The 14,236-nt window shown below is 50.2% G+C and carries 14 protein-coding genes; 4 read left to right on the top strand and 10 right to left on the bottom strand.

Features of this window, described 5'->3' with window-relative positions:
* Positions 1-93 precede the first annotated feature (93 nt).
* The 10 genes from B0F88_RS05240 to B0F88_RS05195 all read right to left on the bottom strand — a co-directional run bounded on the left by B0F88_RS05240 (position 94) and on the right by B0F88_RS05195 (position 10,102).
* Positions 94-357, bottom strand: a complete 264-nt coding sequence (locus tag B0F88_RS05240; protein ID WP_104422885.1) for a YbeD family protein — start codon at positions 355-357, stop codon at positions 94-96.
* Complete coding sequence (locus B0F88_RS05235; RefSeq protein WP_104422884.1) at positions 354-1,193, bottom strand: D-amino acid aminotransferase; 840 nt, start codon at positions 1,191-1,193, stop codon at positions 354-356. Before B0F88_RS05235 ends, B0F88_RS05240 begins: the two co-directional genes overlap by 4 nt.
* Positions 1,183-2,352, bottom strand: a complete 1,170-nt coding sequence (locus B0F88_RS05230; protein WP_104422883.1) for a D-alanyl-D-alanine carboxypeptidase family protein — start codon at positions 2,350-2,352, stop codon at positions 1,183-1,185. Before B0F88_RS05230 ends, B0F88_RS05235 begins: the two co-directional genes overlap by 11 nt.
* 35 nt (positions 2,353-2,387) lie before the next feature.
* The gene (locus B0F88_RS05225) at positions 2,388-3,104 is read right to left on the bottom strand and encodes a septal ring lytic transglycosylase RlpA family protein (RefSeq protein ID WP_258076562.1); all 717 of its coding nucleotides are present in this window, start codon (positions 3,102-3,104) and stop codon (positions 2,388-2,390) included.
* Positions 3,105-3,160: 56 nt separating this feature from the next.
* Complete coding sequence (gene mltB, locus B0F88_RS05220) at positions 3,161-4,042, bottom strand: lytic murein transglycosylase B (protein WP_258076561.1); 882 nt, start codon at positions 4,040-4,042, stop codon at positions 3,161-3,163.
* Between the two features lie 293 nt (positions 4,043-4,335).
* On the bottom strand, positions 4,336-5,469 hold the full coding sequence (gene rodA / locus B0F88_RS05215; RefSeq protein WP_104422880.1) for a rod shape-determining protein RodA: 1,134 nt from the start codon (positions 5,467-5,469) through the stop codon (positions 4,336-4,338).
* Positions 5,459-7,291 (bottom strand): penicillin-binding protein 2, encoded by a 1,833-nt coding sequence (gene mrdA / locus B0F88_RS05210; RefSeq protein WP_104422879.1) that lies wholly within the window; start codon positions 7,289-7,291, stop codon positions 5,459-5,461. The genes rodA and mrdA overlap by 11 nt, the downstream gene beginning before the upstream one ends.
* Positions 7,292-7,308: 17 nt before the next feature.
* Entirely contained in the window at positions 7,309-7,791 is a 483-nt protein-coding gene (gene mreD, locus B0F88_RS05205) for a rod shape-determining protein MreD (RefSeq protein WP_181049843.1), read from the bottom strand.
* Entirely contained in the window at positions 7,784-8,776 is a 993-nt protein-coding gene (gene mreC / locus B0F88_RS05200) for a rod shape-determining protein MreC (protein ID WP_374953571.1), read from the bottom strand. Before mreC ends, mreD begins: the two co-directional genes overlap by 8 nt.
* A 282-nt stretch (positions 8,777-9,058) precedes the next feature.
* The gene (locus tag B0F88_RS05195; protein WP_104422876.1) at positions 9,059-10,102 is read right to left on the bottom strand and encodes a rod shape-determining protein; all 1,044 of its coding nucleotides are present in this window, start codon (positions 10,100-10,102) and stop codon (positions 9,059-9,061) included.
* A 129-nt stretch (positions 10,103-10,231) separates the two neighbouring features.
* On the opposite strand from B0F88_RS05195, the gene gatC reads away from it, so the two are divergent.
* The 4 genes from gatC to gatB are packed head-to-tail and all read left to right on the top strand — an operon-like array spanning position 10,232 to position 14,058.
* Positions 10,232-10,519 carry an Asp-tRNA(Asn)/Glu-tRNA(Gln) amidotransferase subunit GatC gene (gene gatC / locus B0F88_RS05190; protein ID WP_104422875.1) on the top strand — a complete coding sequence of 96 codons (288 nt, stop codon included), beginning with the start codon at positions 10,232-10,234 and terminating at the stop codon, positions 10,517-10,519.
* Positions 10,520-10,537: 18 nt separating this feature from the next.
* Positions 10,538-11,989 (top strand): Asp-tRNA(Asn)/Glu-tRNA(Gln) amidotransferase subunit GatA, encoded by a 1,452-nt coding sequence (gene gatA / locus B0F88_RS05185; RefSeq protein WP_104422874.1) that lies wholly within the window; start codon positions 10,538-10,540, stop codon positions 11,987-11,989.
* A 12-nt stretch (positions 11,990-12,001) separates the two neighbouring features.
* The gene (locus B0F88_RS05180) at positions 12,002-12,607 is read left to right on the top strand and encodes a Uma2 family endonuclease (RefSeq protein WP_104422873.1); all 606 of its coding nucleotides are present in this window, start codon (positions 12,002-12,004) and stop codon (positions 12,605-12,607) included.
* A 14-nt stretch (positions 12,608-12,621) separates the two neighbouring features.
* Positions 12,622-14,058, top strand: coding sequence for an Asp-tRNA(Asn)/Glu-tRNA(Gln) amidotransferase subunit GatB (gatB, locus tag B0F88_RS05175; protein ID WP_104422872.1), 1,437 nt, complete (start codon positions 12,622-12,624; stop codon positions 14,056-14,058).
* Positions 14,059-14,236: the final 178 nt, after the last annotated feature.

The following is a 14,236-nucleotide window of genomic DNA, read 5'->3' as shown; positions in this document are numbered from 1 at the left end:
AAAAGACACGAAGAAATAACTTCGTGTCCTTTGTGTCTTCATGGTGATCTATCAATAAAAGCGTTGCAGATGTTGTGCGGCTCCGTTTATATCCTACAACGCCATCAAAACATGCGGATGATCGGTCAAATCCTGGTAAATAGCATCCAGTTGTTGCTTGCTGGTTGCTTCTACAATAACGGTTACGGCCATGTAATTGCCGTCTTTGCTGGGCCGTGTGCTTACCGCGCCTTCGTTAATGTCGACAACATGGCGGCGCACGATTTCAACAACCAGCAGGTCGAGCTCGATATTGGTTTTGCCCATTGCCTTGATCGGAAACTGGCAGGGAAATTCTAAAAGGGTTTCTTCACTCATTGGGATCGTTTGTAAGCCTGGAATAATTGATTCATTGCTTCCCATATGGGGCCGGGTTTGCCGTTTGCAATGGGTTCATTATCAAGTTGCACAACCGGTACGATTTCCCGTGTCGAGCTGGTTAGCCAGATTTCGCTGGCTGTTTGCAAGGCATCCAATGAAATGATCTCTTCGCTGTAGGGGATGCCGTTTTGCCGGGCAATGTCCAGAATGACATTGCGGGTAATGCCGGGCAATATTTCGGTGCCTTGCGGCGGCGTAATCAAGATGCCGTCGATGACGGCAAATATATTGCTGGCGGCGCCCTCGGTCACATAACCGTCTTTGACCAGGACGGCTTCGGCGCAACCTTTTTCTACGGCTTGTTGCCTGAGCAAGATATTGGCCAGCAGCGTGGTGGCTTTAATATTGCACAGTTCCCAGCGGCTGTCGTCGATGCTGATGGCTTTGACACCGGATTCCAAATTTGCCAAAGGCACGATGTCTGAGCACATCGCGAATACGGTCGGAGTGACTTTTTCCGGGAAAGCGTGATCCCTTTTGTCGGAGACGCCACGGGTGATTTGCAGGTAAACGGATTGATCCCGGCCTGCATCCAGCAAAGGCGTCAGAATCTCCAGCCATTGCGCCCGTTCATGCGGGTTAACCAAGCGAATGGAGGACAGGCTGTTTTCCAGCCGCTCCATATGGTCTTCAAAGTGGAACAATTTGCCCGAGTAAGCCGGGATAACCTCATAGATCCCGTCGCCGAACAGGAAGCCGCGATCCAGAACCGATACTTTGGCTTCGGTTAGAGGTAAGTACTGACCGTTTAAATAGACGGTCTTATTGTCCATCGGATTTCTCCAGCAGCATCATTGCGCTGTCATAGATGCGCTGAAGAATGTTGCCTTGCTCTACCGATTTCAGGGCGATCAAGTCTTTGTTGGCGACAACTTCATCTTTAAGGGTGACGTTGACGGTGCCCAGTTTTGTGCCTTCCTTAACGGGGGCGGTAATTTTTTTGTCGATGTTAATGACGGCTTTAAGGTCGTTGTAATGGCGACGGGGAATAGAAACATAAAGATCTTCGGCCAAGCCAAGTTGCACATTTTTAGTGTCGCCCTTCCAGATTCTCGCCTCGGCCAGGGAGGTTTTTCCTGAATACAGTTTATGCGCTTCAAAAAAGCGAAAGCCGTAGTTGAGCAGGTTCTGGTTTTCGTTGGCTCTGGCGTTAGGGCTGCTTGCGCCCATCACGACGGAAATCAGGCGCATGTTGTTTCTTAACGCGGAGGCGACTAGGCAATAGCCCGCTGCATCGGTAAATCCGGTTTTAACGCCGTCCACGGTTTCATCGCGCGACAGCAACTGGTTGCGGTTGTGCTGAACGATGTTGTTGAAAGTGAATTCTTTTTGTGAAAACCAGCGGTAATAGTCGGGAAATTCTTTGATTAAAGCCCGGGTCAGTATGGCCAGATCGCGTGCGGTGGTGTAATGGTTGTCGATCGGCAGCCCGTTGCTATCCTGGAAGTGGCTGTTTTTCATGCCCAGACGTTCGGCATGTTGATTCATCATGTCGGCAAAAGTGCTTTCGTCGCCGGCGATATGTTCGGCCAAAGCAACGCTGGCGTCGTTGCCGGATTGAATGATGACGCCTTTTAACAAGTCTTCAACCTTAACCTGATTGCCGACTTCGACAAACATGCGCGAGCCGGGCGTTTCCCAGGCTTTTTGGCTGATGGTGACCAGATCGTCTAAATGCAAGTGGCCGTTGCTGATTTCCCGAAACACCACATAAACAGACATGATTTTGGTCAGACTGGCGGGGGCGAGCTTAACGTCGGCGTTGTTTTCCGCCAGTACCTTGCCGGAATCGTAGTTCATTAAGATGTAGGCGCTGGCAGCAATAGTCGGTGCTGCCGGGGTGCTGAGTTCGGCGTCTTCTGCGTTTGCCGCGTTTGCGGCAATTAATAAACTAAAAAATAAAAAAACGGGGAATTTTTTAAAAGGGATCATTGCTCTCTAAACGGTAGACTCAGTAAAACATGAGTTTATTGTATCATGGAGATTTGCTTTTGATCGGTTTCACTAACAAATTGAGTCGCGGTTATGCCCAGCTTTGCCAGTTGTATATTCAGCTTGTGGGCGTTTTCCGGTGATTTAATGGGGCCCATTTGAACCTTGTACAGAGTGGAGCCTTTGTGCGTTGACGGTAGTATTTCCGGCTGTGGCAAATGATGAGCGACAATCTTGTTTTTCAGGTTCATGGCCTTCTTTTTGTTGCCGAATGTACCTACTTGAAGATAGACGTTTTTCTCTTGCGTTTTTGCAGCGTTTTGCATTTGCGCTAAAGCCTGTTCAGGCGCTATCGCCTTGATTTCAACAGCCGCTGATCCGGCCTGGTGCAAATCGAGTTTTTTGGCGGCCGCGTATGACAGGTCCATCAAGCGGTTGCCTTGAAAGGGGCCTCGGTCATTGATGCGGACAATAACGCTGCGCTGATTTTCCAGATTGGTGACGCGCGCGTAAGATGAAATCGGCAGGGTTTTGTGCGCGGCCGTCATCGCGTACATGTCGTATATTTCGCCGGATGCGGTTTTTTTGCCGTGAAACTTGGGGCCGTACCATGAAGCTATACCTTGTTTCAGGTAGCGGGTAAGGCGGGGTAATAGATTTTCTTCGTCGGCGTTCGCAGTATCGGCGTTGCTGTGGGGCGCTTTTGATGAGTGGGGGCTTAATGTTTGGCTTGAAAGGTCGTTAGTTTTCATTTGTTGGCTGCTGCAACTGCATAAAACAAACATTAAAAGTAACGGGATGATCTTATTCATGGGAATGAGCCTTTTTTATTTAAAATAGATAGGCTTAACTGATAAACGGCCATGGCGTATAAAGGACTGTGGTTGTAGCGGGTAATGACATAAAAATTGTCTAGTGCCGCCCAGAGTTCTTTGCCTTGTCCTTGCTGTTCAAAGCTAAGCAGTTTCACTTTACTGTCTAAAGGTAATTGCCTCGAAATAATTAAGTTGAGCGATTCTAACTCGGCAACCCTTAAATCAGGCTTAAGGTCATTATTGAGAGCTGGTTCATAGTTTTTATACTTGGCTGTAACCGGAACGGCGATAGTTTGTCCTTTTTGCCAGTGATGTTTGGCGAAATAATTGGCGACGCTGGCTATGACATCGTTATTGTTGCGCCAGATGTCGCGGCGGTTGTCATTATCGAAATCGACGGCATAGTTTCTGAAGCTGCTGGGCATAAATTGCGGCATACCCATGGCGCCGGCGTAGGAGCCTAGTGGATCGGCGGGATTGATGTGTTCATCGCGGCACAGCAGCAGGAAGTTTTCCAGTTCGCTAAGAAAGAATTTACTGCGCGGCGGATAGGCAAAGGCCAGGGTAGACAATGCATCGATGACGCGGTGGTTGCCGGTGTTTTTCCCAAATAGTGTTTCAACGCCGATAATGGCGACAATAATCTCGGGCGGGACGCCGTATTGTTGTTCGGCGGCGGCCAGGGCAGGCGCATTGTCTTTCCAGAATTGCACGCCGGCGTCGATACGGGCTTCGGTCAGGAATATTTTGCGATATTTATACCAAGGCAAGGCTTCCGAGGGGGAGGCAATTCTTTTGAGTATGTCTTGCTTGATCTCGACCGTTTCAAACAAATCCTCAAGTTCGGATTCGTCAAACTGGTGCTTGGCAGACATTTGTTCGATAAAGCTATGGACCGATTCGGTGTCTTTTATGTTGCCGGTGCAGGAGATGAGCAAAAGGCAAAAGGCGAAGGGCGAAAGGCGAAGAGCGCAAGGGATGCTTCTGAGCCGGGATATAAGGTTGTATTTGAGCATCTTTTTAGCCTTGTGTTAGAGCTTGTTTGAGATTTATAAGTGAGGCGGAAATTTTAAGGTATCAATCGAAGATTTAAAGGTCCACAATTTTTAGCCTTTAGCCTTTAGCCTTTAGCCTTTAGCCTTTAGCCTTTAGCCTTTAGCCTTTAGCCTCACGAGTGCGGCAGGAATTTTTTATGCGTATGAATCGACATAAGAATGCCGAATCCGGCCAGCAAGGTTACGATGGAGGTGCCGCCGTAACTGATTAATGGCAATGGAACGCCGACAACAGGAAGTACGCCGATGACCATGCCGATGTTAACAAAAACATAAACAAAAAAGGTGAAGGCCAAGCTGCCCGCCAATAAACGGCTGTAAGTATCCTGGGCTTGCGAGGCGATATACAGGCAGCGGCTGATGATAAGCAGGTACAAGGTCAGCAGACTTACGCAGCCGAACAGTCCGAATTCTTCGGCAAAGACTGCGAAAATAAAGTCGGTGGAGCTTTCCGGTAAAAAGTCCAGTTCCGACTGGGTGCTGCCCAGCCAGCCTTTGCCGTAGATGCCGCCGGAGCCGATTGCGATTTTCGATTGGATAATATGATAGCCCCTGCCTAGAGGATCGGCTTCAGGATTCAAGAAGGTGAGCACCCGGTCGCGTTGATAGGGACGCATAAAATGCCAGAGTATCGGTGTCAGTCCCGCCAGTATGGTGCAGATTGCCAGCATGAACCGCCAGGACAGGCCGGCAAAAAACAGTACCGCAGCGCCGGAGCTGGCGACCAGTAATGCGGTGCCCAGATCAGGTTGTTTGGCGATCAACAAGGTTGGAATAATGATCAGTATGCCGGCGATCAGCAATTGCTTTGGTTTTGGCGGCAAAGCGTGTTCGGCCAAATACCAAGCGATCATCATCGGTGTGGTGATTTTGATCATTTCCGATGGCTGGAAGCGAAAAACGCCAAGGTCCAGCCAGCGTTGCGCGCCTTTACCGAATTGCCCCAGAATCAGCACCGCAATCAACAATAAGATGCCAAAGCTAAACAGCAGCGCTGAATAGCGCTTAAATTGGTAAGGATCGACATGAGCCAGCGCCGTCATTAAAAGGAAAGCCAGTCCGACGCGCGCCGCCTGGCGCATCAGTACATCCATATCCTGGCTGCCCGCGCTGTAAAGGATCACAAAGCTCAACAGCGAGATCAGCAACAAGCCGATAAATAAAGGAATATCGATATGCAGTTTTCTGAGGACATTGCCGATCAGTGACGGCGGGTGAAATTGTTCGCTACGGGTTTCAGTTTTCATTGTTGCCCTCTAAATATTGCTTGATAACCTGCCCCGCCATGGGCGCTGCGACAGAGCCGCCGTGACCGCCGTTCTCAACGACGACCGCAACTGCAATTTTGGGATCGTCAGCCGGGGCGAAAGAAATAAATAAGGCGTGATCGCGCAATTTGAAGTCGATGTCGTTTTCGTTGTATTTTGCATCCTGCTTAATGTTGAAAACCTGCGCCGTTCCTGTTTTTCCGGCTATTTGATAGCTGATGTTTTTACCGATGCTTTTTGCTGTGCCGTGTGCGTCGTGAATAACATTGACCATAGCTGCGGTAATCGTATTGATATTTTCAGGGTTCAGTTCAAGGTTTTCTATAACCGGGGCGGTGGCGTCGGGATCCGGGGTATGCCTGACCAGAAAAGGGCTTACAACCTTGCCTTTATTCGCCAATGTCGCAGTGGCCCTCGCCAGCTGTATCGGTGTAACTTGAAGAAATCCCTGGCCTATCCCGGTGATCAGTGTTTCTCCCGGATACCAGGACTGATTGCGTTGATTGCGTTTCCACTCGCGTGACGGCAATAACCCTTGCTTCTCGCCGACCAGATCAATGCCGGATTTTTCACCAAAACCAAAGTGCTGTAAAAAACTGTGCATACGGTCTATGCCCAGCGTGGACGCCAGGCTGTAAAAATACACGTCGCAGGATTGGGTGATCGCTTCGGACATATTAACCGAGCCATGCCCGCCTTTTTTCCAATCCCGATAATGATGGCTGACATTGGGCAGCTGATAATAGCCGGGACAGAAAATCTTGTGTTCGGGGCTTATCGCATTGTATTCAAGCCCCGCCAATGCGACAAACGGCTTGGCGGTTGATCCCGGCGGATACAAGCCACGCAATGCGCGGTTATAGAGCGGCTGATTTTCGGAGGATTGCAGAGCTTGGTACGCGTCATTGGCGATGCCGATAACAAACGGGTTGGGGTCGAAGCCGGGACGGCTCGCGAAGACTAACACGCCGCCGGTTTTAACCTCAATGGCGACTATCGCGCCGTTGTAGTCGCCTAGGGTGTCATAAGCGGTTTTCTGCAAATCTATATCCAGCGTCAGATATAGATTTTCGCCCGGTACCGGCGGGACCGAGTTCACCGTGTTGATCGCGCGCGCCTGTACATTTGTTTCTATTTCCGCATAGCCGGTCTTGCCGTGCAGTTCTGTCTCGTAAGTGCTTTCTATACCTATCTTGCCGACATGAGTCGACCCCCGATATTCCGCGACGGGCAGGGATTTCATTTCCGTCTCGTTGATGCGGGCCACGTAACCGACAACATGGGAGGCTAATTCGGCGTAGGGGTAATGCCGGACCAGGCGCGTTTGAATGTCGACGCCGGGGAAATAAGGCCGGACTACGGCAAATTTGGCGATTTCTTCATCGGTCATACTTATTAATAAAGGCGTACTGACGAAGCGTTTTTGCCGTTTGCGTTGTTTCTGGTATTGGTCGATTTTTTCGTCTGAGATATTGAGCAGTTTTTGTAAACGCTGTAGCGTGTCATCAAGATCCTTGATTTGCTCCGGGATCAGCTCCAGGCTGAAAGACTGGGTGTTGTCGGCCAGGACTTTGCCGTGCCGGTCATAAATAATGCCCCGCGTCGGTACCAGCGGTTCGATCTTGATGCTGTTGTCTTTTGCCAGTGTTGCGTAATGTTCGTGCCCGACAATTTGCAGATAAACCAGACGGACAATCAAGCCGGATGTTAACAGCAGCATGACAACAAAGGCTGCAATAATGCGGTTGAGAAATAGACGGCTCTCTTCCAGCTTATTTTTAATCGTATAGATACGAGACATGGCGACTACAGGGGGGGTTATTTAGTGCGTCGTGACAAGCGGACGCGACGTAGTGCGGTATAGAGCAGTGGCCAGCAGAATGTGCCGGTAAAAACAGGCAGCCAGAAAGAAGCATGCAGTTGAGTGGGATGCTGAATATTCTTTAGCCAAAACAGCAGTATTTGGGAAAACAGCAGGCAAGAGAAAATAAATAGGCTCTGCTGGGGCAAGGGAAATTGGCGCAAACGTTTGTGCATTATCAGGCACAAATAAATGATCAACGAATAGGCCAGTGCGTATTGGCCGAATACTCTTCCGGTCAACACATCGGTCAGTAATCCGATGATCCAGGCATGAAAGATACCGACGCGCTCCGGTACGGCAATTGCCCAGTAGATAAGCGCCAGCAGCACCCAGTCAGGATTGATGCCGGACAGGAAGCCGGGCCAAGGTGTAATTCTTAGGCACATCGCCATGACAATCGTCAGGAAAATGCGGCCAAAACCTGCGTAGCTATTCATCATTGTCTGTATCTGCCTGTTCCGCTACGGGCGTTTTATGTGTCAATCCGCTCCCGGCGGATTTGTCGTCACGGTTTATTCCAGCTGGCGTGTTCCGCGCCGATCCACTTGCGGCGGGTAGGGAGTTACCGACTGTTCCGGTCCCAGCGGGTTGGTCATGGGGGGGAGATTCGGTGGGCTTTTCGCTCAATGGTGTGGTCAGCGAAACCGGGGACGAGTCGCTCCAGACGATCAGCAACTCCCTGTTCCGGTCCAGCATGGCTTTGGGAGTGGCGGTAATGTTGACGAAAGGTTTGTTAGACATCGGAGTAAAATCATCGACAATAGCAACCGGATAACCTGACGGAAAAGTGCCGCCTAAACCCGATGTGATCAGTAAGTCGCCGGGGCGAATATCCGCATTATTCGGCAGGAAGGGCAAATTAAGGCGGTTCAGTTGGCCGCTGCCTACCGCAATGGTCAGCAGGCCGTTACGATTGACCTGTACCGGTATGGCATGGTTCGGGTCGGTAATTAACATGATTTCGGAGCTGAACGGTAATGCGCGAAAAACCTGGCCGACAACGCCGTTCGCATCGAGCACCGGCTGTTGCGGGTGAACGCCGAAACGAGTGCCTTTGTTGACGACGACTATATTTTCGTAAGGCGCCGTATTGATCGACAGTAATTCTGCGATCAGCAGCTGTTCACCGAGTTTAAACGAGTTTTCCAATAACGCACGCAGACGAATGTTTTCTTTTTCCAACGACTCAAATTTAAGCAAGCGGGTTTTATCGATGAATTGTTCGTCGCGTAATTGGGCGTTTTCTTTTTTTAGAGTTGAGTATGAACGGACAGATTCGGTAGTTTGCTCGATCAGAACTGTCGGCAAATCGACCAGATATTTTAACGGGTCGACAAGAACGGATAACGTGGCTCGAAGCGAGTCCAATCGATGGCTACGGTGTTCAGTGATCAGTAAAGCGACTGAAGCAATTATTGCCACAAGCAGGCGGGTGTTGATGGAAGGACCGGTAGCAAATAAAAGTTTTATAGCGGGATGCCTCTCTATGTAGGTTGGATTAAGCGCGTTTCTTTGCTCCGCAACCCAGCGGGTACGGCGTTGGTTTGCGGGTTACACTACGCCCGGCAATTGCCTATGCATTGCTCTGCCGCCTGCATAAGTCACATGGATGTGATTATACAGGCATTGCAGGAGCGAATATCCGCGTAACCCGACAAACTGCACGCTGTCCAAATAAACGATTTAAAGGATGATTACGCTTGATTACTCCAGAGAAAAAGTCGAAACCCCTTTTTTATCCAGCATTTCCAGAACCATGCCTCCGCCTCTGGCGACACAGGTTAGCGGGTCTTCCGCTATGTAAACGGGCAGACCCGTTTCTTCGGCGATGAGCCGATCTATATCTTTCAATAATGCACCGCCGCCGGTCAAGAATATGCCGCGGGTTGCTACGTCCGAACCGAGTTCAGGCGGAGTTTGCTCCAAGGCTAATTTTACCGCGCCGACTATGCCTGATAGCGGTTCCTGCAAAGCTTCAAGGATTTCATTGCTGTTCAGGGAAAAGCTGCGCGGCACACCTTCCGCCAGATTGCGGCCTTTCACTTCGATTTCCCTGACTTCACTGCCGGGGTAAGCCGTGCCGATTTCTTGTTTGATTCTCTCCGCAGTGGCCTCGCCGATTAAGGTGCCGTAGTTTCTGCGGACATAATTGATGATGGCTTCATCAAAACGGTCGCCGCCGATACGGACAGACGAGGAATAAACGATGCCGTTAATTGAGATGACCGCCACTTCAGAGGTGCCGCCGCCGATGTCCAACACCATAGAGCCGCAGGCTTCTTCGACCGGCAAGCCTGCGCCGATAGCCGCAGACATGGGTTCTTCAATCAGATAAACTTCGCGCGCCCCGGCCATTGCCGCAGATTCGCGAATGGCGCGGCGTTCAACTTGCGTTGAACCGCAAGGAACGCAGATTAAAATGCGAGGACTGGGGCGCAGCATTTTGCTTTGATGGACTTTTTCGATAAAAAACCGCAGCATCCGTTCGGTGACCGCAAAATCGGCGATGACGCCGTCCTTTAACGGACGGATTGCAGTAATATTGCCCGGTGTGCGGCCCAACATCAGTTTTGCATCAAGACCGACAGCGGCAATTGTTTTAGCGCCGCGGATTCTGTCTTCTTTGATGGCGACAACCGAGGGTTCATTAAGCACAATTCCCTGTCCGGGAATGTAGATCAATGTATTGGCGGTTCCTAAGTCAATAGCGAGATCGTTGGAGAAAAGGCCGCGAATTCTTTTGAACATTTTTACCTGTATCCTTATGGGGAATAATTGTATGTTACTTTATCAATCAAGCGAGTATTTGAGCAAGATATAACGTATTATAAACATAATAGTAATAGAGTCTCTGAAAATTTTTATTGGGAGTTAATTGTGTCTTTAACGGCGGATGATGTGAAGAAAATAGCGCATTTGGCGCGTCTGGGGATCGAGGAACAAGATGTTGCCTCGTATGCAAAGGATTTATCAGGAATGCTGGATTTGATGACGCGGATGAGCGATCTTGACACCGATGGCGTCGAGCCTATGGCCCACCCGATGGACCAGGCGCAACGCTTGCGAGCCGATCGGGTAACCGAACAGGACAATCGCGAAAAATTCCAGGCTATCGCGCCGCAAGTAGAAGCGGGACTTTATCTAGTACCCAAAGTGATTGAGTAAAAGGGAAGAGTAACAACTATGCATAACAAAACAATTGCAGAATTAGCCAAGGGCCTGCGTTCCGGTGAGTTTTCCAGCGTGGAATTGACCTCTGCTTTTTTGGACAGGATCAAACAATATAGCTCGCTTAACGCTTATATTACCGTCACTGAAGATCCGGCCTTGCAGCAAGCCAAGGCAGCCGACGCCAGGCTGGCGAAGGGCGATGCGGAACTGCTGACCGGCATTCCGGTTGCGCAAAAAGACATTTTTTGCACCGAGGGCGTTAAAACCAGCTGCGGCTCAAAAATGCTGGATAATTTTATTGCGCCCTACAATGCGACGGTGGTGGATAAATTCAATAACGCCGGTGCGGTGATGCTGGGCAAACTGAACATGGACGAGTTTGCGATGGGTTCATCCAACGAAACCAGTTATTACGGCGCGGTCAAAAACCCCTGGGACACTAATACAGTCCCAGGCGGTTCATCAGGCGGCTCGGCTGCGGCTGTGGCGGCGCGTCTTGCGGTTTGTGTGACAGGCACCGATACCGGAGGTTCGATACGCCAACCTGCCGCTCTTTGCGGCATTACCGGATTAAAACCCACCTACGGACGGGTCTCCCGTTACGGCATGATTGCTTATGCCTCCAGTTTGGATCAGGGCGGGCCGATGACCCGTAGCGCCGAGGATGCGGCGATCATGCTGCAAACCATGGCCGGTTTCGATGAAAAAGATTCAACCAGCGTCGATGTGTCCGTACCCGATTATATGGCCGGGTTAAACAACAGGCTCGAAGGGTTGAAAATCGGTCTGCCCAAAGAATTTTTCGGCGAAGGCTTAAACAGCGATGTGGCGGCGGCGATTGAAGCCGCGGTTAACGAATACAAAAAATTGGGCGCGACAGTAACGGAAGTATCGATGCCCACTCTGGAGCTAGCCATTCCCGCTTATTATGTGATTGCGCCCGCCGAATGCTCCGCCAACCTGTCGCGTTTTGACGGCGTGCGTTTCGGCCATCGCTGCGAAAATCCGCTGGATCTAACCGATCTTTACACCCGCTCGCGCGGTGAAGGCTTCGGCAAAGAAGTCAAACGCCGCATTTTGATGGGGACTTATGCGCTGTCGGCAGGTTATTACGACGCTTATTATATTAAGGCGCAAAAAATCCGCCGCCTGATCAGCGAGGACTTCAAAAGAGCGCTGTCGGAAGTCGACGTGATTATGGGGCCGGTCACGCCATCCACCGCGTTCGGCATCGGCGAGAAAATCGGCAACCCGATTGAAATGTATTTATCCGATATTTACACGATTGCGATTAATCTTGCCGGCTTGCCGGCTATGTCGGTTCCCGCCGGGTTTGCCGGGGGCAAACCCGTGGGTTTGCAGATCATCGGCAATTATTTTGCCGAAGACCGGCTGTTGAATATTGCCCATCAGTATCAGCAAGTCACCGATTGGCATCAACAAACGCCAAAAGGTTTTGAATAAGGAGAAGCAGACATGACTAAAATCACAGAGCTCTCGCAATTGGATTTAAACGCCACCTACAGTTATGCCGATTATTTGACTTGGCAGCTGGAGGAAACCGTTGAACTGATCAAGGGCAAGATCATGGCGATGTCGCCAGCGCCTAGTCTGAAACATCAGAGCGTTATTACCAACCTGGGCGGCAGTCTTTATCAGTATTTCCACAAAAAAACCTGCAAACTTTTTTACGCGCCATTCGACATCAAGCTCTATAACAGTAAAAAATCCAGGCTGACCGATCAGCAAGTTTTCAGCGTCGTCCAGCCCGATTTATGCGTTATCTGCGACAAAGACAAGCTCACTGAACAAGGCTGCAACGGCGCGCCGGACTGGATTATCGAAGTGCTCTCGCCCGGTAACACCAAGAAAGAAATGCGCCTTAAATACGATATTTATCAGGAAAACGGCGTCATCGAGTACTGGTTGGTTTATCCCTACGAACAAGCGGTCTATCAGTTTGTGCTGGATCAAGACACTGAAAAATACCAACTTTTCGCCATGTATGCCGGCGACGATTTGGCAAAACCTTATCTTTTTCCTGAGCTGCACATTGATCTAGCTGACGTTTTTGCCGAATAAAAGGAACTATCAAAATGAATTCACAATGGGAAACAGTAATCGGCTTGGAAATTCACGCCCAACTCGCTACTCAATCAAAAATCTTTTCCGGCGCTTCAACCGCTTACGGCGCCGAACCCAACACCCAAGCCTGCGCAGTCGATTTAGGCTTTCCGGGCGTATTGCCGGTATTGAATGAAGAGGCCGTGCGCATGGCTGTCGTCTTCGGTATGGCGATAGAGGCGCATATTGCGCCGTACTCCGTGTTCGCCAGGAAAAACTATTTTTACCCGGACTTGCCCAAAGGCTACCAAATCAGCCAGATGGATCTGCCTATCGTCGGTAACGGGCATTTGGATATCGACGTTGACGGCGTAACTAAACGTATCGGCGTCACCCGCGCACATTTGGAGGAAGACGCCGGCAAATCGCTGCATGCAAATTTTCACGGCTTGACCGGAATCGATTTAAACCGCGCCGGTACGCCGTTGCTGGAAATCGTTTCCGAGCCGGAAATGAGTTCGGCCAAGGAAGCCGTGGCTTACATGAGAAAAATGCACGAACTGGTGCGCTATCTGGGTATTTGCGACGGCAATATGCAGGAAGGTTCGTTCCGTTGCGATGCCAACGTATCGGTACGTCCAAAAGGCCAACAAGAATTCGGCACGCGGACAGAGCTTAAAAACATCAATTCATTTAAGTTTGTCGAAAAAGCCATCAACCACGAAGTCGAGCGGCAAATAGAGCTGATAGAAAGCGGCGGCGTCGTGGTTCAGGAAACCCGGTTGTATGATTCCGACAAGGATGAAACCCGTTCGATGCGCAGCAAGGAAGAGGCCAACGATTACCGGTATTTTCCCGATCCCGACCTGTTGCCGGTGCTGATTGATGAGGACTTTAAGGCGCAGATAAAAGCCCAGTTGCCGGAATTGCCTCAGGCAAAAAAGCAGCGCTTTAAAGCTGATTACAGCTTGGATGAAGAAAGCGCAACCATTCTGACTTCTTCGCGTCAGCTGGCCGATTATTTCGAAGCCGTGGTTAAAGAATCGGGCTGCGAAGCGAGAATTTGCGCCAACTGGGTGACCGGCGATCTGCTGGCCGCGTTGAACAAAGCCGGTCTGGAAATTACCGATTCGCCGGTCAGTCACGAACGTCTGGCAGGATTGTTAAAGCGCATCAGCGACGACACCATTTCCGGCAAGATCGGCAAGCAGGTGTTCGAAGAACTGTGGCAGGGTACCGCGACAGCCGACGAAATCATCGAAGCCAAAGGCCTGAAGCAAATCACCGACACCGGCGCGATAGAAGCCATTATCGACAAAATTATCGCCGACAACCAGGATCAGGTTGAGCAATACCGTAGCGGTAAGGATAAAGTCTTCGGATTTTTTGTCGGGCAGGTGATGAAAGAAATGCAGGGCAAGGCAAATCCCGGCGAAGTGAATAAAATGCTTAAGGCCAAGTTGCAGTAAGCCGGTAAAAAGTCTTTTACCAAACAACCGTCTATTTTAGTCGACGGTTGTTTGGTATTCACACGTCTCAGAATCCCTGAAATAGAAAATCCAGTGCCGCAGTAATTTCAAACTGCCTGGATGCAAGCGATGCGATTGGCGTTTTAATCGCTCCTAATCGTAAAGTACCTGAATTGGC

The organism is Methylobacter tundripaludum (assembly GCF_002934365.1).
GTDB lineage: Bacteria > Pseudomonadota > Gammaproteobacteria > Methylococcales > Methylomonadaceae > Methylobacter_A > Methylobacter_A tundripaludum_A.
This window is presented reverse-complemented; position numbering and strand designations above follow the sequence as displayed.

Excerpts from the sequence above, each read along its gene's own strand:
- gatA (WP_104422874.1), top strand. The coding sequence starts at position 10,538 with ATGCATAACAAAACAATTGCAGAATTAGCCAAGGGCCTGCGTTCCGGT.
- gatB (WP_104422872.1), top strand. The coding sequence starts at position 12,622 with ATGAATTCACAATGGGAAACAGTAATCGGCTTGGAAATTCACGCCCAA.
- B0F88_RS05230 (WP_104422883.1), bottom strand. The coding sequence starts at position 2,352 with ATGATCCCTTTTAAAAAATTCCCCGTTTTTTTATTTTTTAGTTTATTA.
- rodA (WP_104422880.1), bottom strand. The coding sequence starts at position 5,469 with ATGAAAACTGAAACCCGTAGCGAACAATTTCACCCGCCGTCACTGATC.
- mltB (WP_258076561.1), bottom strand. The coding sequence starts at position 4,042 with ATGTCTGCCAAGCACCAGTTTGACGAATCCGAACTTGAGGATTTGTTT.
- B0F88_RS05195 (WP_104422876.1), bottom strand. The coding sequence starts at position 10,102 with ATGTTCAAAAGAATTCGCGGCCTTTTCTCCAACGATCTCGCTATTGAC.
- B0F88_RS05225 (WP_258076562.1), bottom strand. The coding sequence starts at position 3,104 with ATGAAAACTAACGACCTTTCAAGCCAAACATTAAGCCCCCACTCATCA.
- B0F88_RS05180 (WP_104422873.1), top strand. The coding sequence starts at position 12,002 with ATGACTAAAATCACAGAGCTCTCGCAATTGGATTTAAACGCCACCTAC.
- B0F88_RS05235 (WP_104422884.1), bottom strand. The coding sequence starts at position 1,193 with ATGGACAATAAGACCGTCTATTTAAACGGTCAGTACTTACCTCTAACC.
- B0F88_RS05240 (WP_104422885.1), bottom strand. The coding sequence starts at position 357 with ATGAGTGAAGAAACCCTTTTAGAATTTCCCTGCCAGTTTCCGATCAAG.
- mreD (WP_181049843.1), bottom strand. The coding sequence starts at position 7,791 with ATGAATAGCTACGCAGGTTTTGGCCGCATTTTCCTGACGATTGTCATG.
- mrdA (WP_104422879.1), bottom strand. The coding sequence starts at position 7,291 with ATGTCTCGTATCTATACGATTAAAAATAAGCTGGAAGAGAGCCGTCTA.